General features: G+C 73.5%; 3 protein-coding genes and 1 pseudogene. All 4 read right to left on the reverse strand.

What is annotated here, in order from left to right:
* Nucleotides 1–189: pseudogene (locus tag N866_RS17930) on the reverse strand (ATP-binding protein); the annotation flags it as partial.
* Nucleotides 170–589, reverse strand: coding sequence for a DUF742 domain-containing protein (locus N866_RS17935; protein WP_052023237.1), 420 nt, complete (start codon nucleotides 587–589; stop codon nucleotides 170–172). The gene N866_RS17935 and the pseudogene N866_RS17930, both read right to left, overlap by 20 nt.
* A 4-nt stretch (nucleotides 590–593) precedes the next feature.
* Nucleotides 594–1043 carry a roadblock/LC7 domain-containing protein gene (locus N866_RS17940; RefSeq protein ID WP_034229216.1) on the reverse strand — a complete coding sequence of 150 codons (450 nt, stop codon included), beginning with the start codon at nucleotides 1041–1043 and terminating at the stop codon, nucleotides 594–596.
* A gap of 46 nt (nucleotides 1044–1089) precedes the next feature.
* A partial coding sequence (locus N866_RS21645) for a hypothetical protein (protein ID WP_034229218.1) occupies nucleotides 1090–1699 on the reverse strand: 610 nt, incomplete at its 5' end.

The raw sequence follows: 1699 nt of genomic DNA on the forward strand, positions 1-1699 counted from the left end.
CGAGTGCTCGGTCATGGCCGCCTCGGTGTTGAGCGGCTCGATGTCGGAGATCGAGCCGATGAACGTCGTCTTGCCGACGGCGAAGCCGCCCGCGACGACGATCTTGACGACGGTGGGTGCGACACCCGCGCCGGCCGCCGAGCGGTCAGCGCGGTTCGACACCGCGGTGTCAGAGGGCGGAAATGCCATTGAGAACACTCTCCAGCACGCTCAGGGACAGGGCGGGGGACTGGCCCGTGTGCACGCTGACGGGCGTCGACGTGTGGACACGGATGTACTGGGCGTCGGCCAGGTCGGTGACCAGGACTCGCACGACGCCGAGGGGGAGGCGCAGCAGCGCGGAGAGCTCCGCGACCGACACGAACGTGTGGGCCGCGTGCTGGAGGATGGCCCGCTTCTCCGGCGGGAGGCCGTGCGAGGACGCCGCACCGGGCAGCACCTCGACCAGCGCCTCGAGCGGGAGGTCGGAGTTGGCGGCACGGACGCGTCCGCCGGTGACGGCGTAGGGCCGCACCGTCCGCGCCTCGTACTCGGCCCCGTCGTCGGCGTCGGCGTGCCGCCCCGCCCCGGAGCCCGGATGGATCGCCATCGGGTCAGACCACCGGGGTCCGGACCGCGCCGTCGACCGGCAGGGCGCCGCGCATCTCGGTCACGAGCTGCGGCGTCAGCGTGCTCTCCGTGCGGGAGACCAGCATCGCCATCTCGTAGCCGATGAGCCCGACGTCGCACGAGCTGTCCGCGACCACGGCGAGCACCGAGCCGTTGGAGACGCTCATGAGGAAGACGAAGAGCTCGTCCATCTCCACGATCGCCTGCCGGACGTCACCCGCGCGCAGCTGGCGGGCCGCTCCACGGGTGAGGCTCGACATGCCGGCGACGATCGCCGCCAGCTGGTCGCCGCTGGTGCGGTCCAGGTTCTCGGACATGGCCATGAGCAGCCCGTCGGCGGACACCACGAGCGTGTGCCGGGTGCCGGGGACCGTCCGGACGAAGTTGTCCAGGAGCCAGCCGAAGTTGGCTGCTTCCGTGCTGAGCGCAGTCACTGCTCCTCCTCGAGGTTGCCGGCCTGTCGGCGGCGAGGTGTGGCGGTCACCATGAGGTGCTCCGCTGGGTCAGGTCGGAGTCCGTCGGCACCGCGGCGAGCTGCTCGCCATCCGACGGACCTTCCTCGTTCCCGTCACCGGAGGTCCCGGTGCCGGAGGTGTGCGTGTCGTCGACCGCCATGCGGCCGCGGCTGGTGCCCGACTGGAAGCTCGACAGGAGCGAGCGGACCTGGTTGGCGTCCCGTTCGGGGCGCTGACCGTTCGAGCGGGTGGTGATCTCGGGGGCGGCCGGGACGGCGGACGGGGTCCGCCGCGTGAGCGACCCCGTGCCACCCGCGACCGTCTGGGGCCGGTACGCCGAGAGCTGGCTGAGCTCGGCGAGGGCCTGCTGGGCGAGGTCGGCCCGCTGCGCGAGCATCGTGTTGACCTCGGCGTCGAAGCCCGACGCCCCCGCGACCGGGTCCGGCGTGAACGTCGTCGGGCCGGGCTGGTAGCTCGGCGCCGGCTCGGGCACGAAGGACTGCTGCGCGGCGCCCGCTGTCCGGTGGCCGAGGCCCCCGGCGGGTGCCTCGCTCGCGGGCTGGGGCGCCGGGACGGGCCGCCACTGCGGCTCCTCCGGGGCGTCCCGGGACTGCGGGGCCCACGCGGCCGACGGG

The organism is Actinotalea ferrariae CF5-4, from assembly GCF_000603945.1.
Taxonomy (GTDB): Bacteria; Actinomycetota; Actinomycetes; order Actinomycetales; family Cellulomonadaceae; genus Actinotalea; species Actinotalea ferrariae.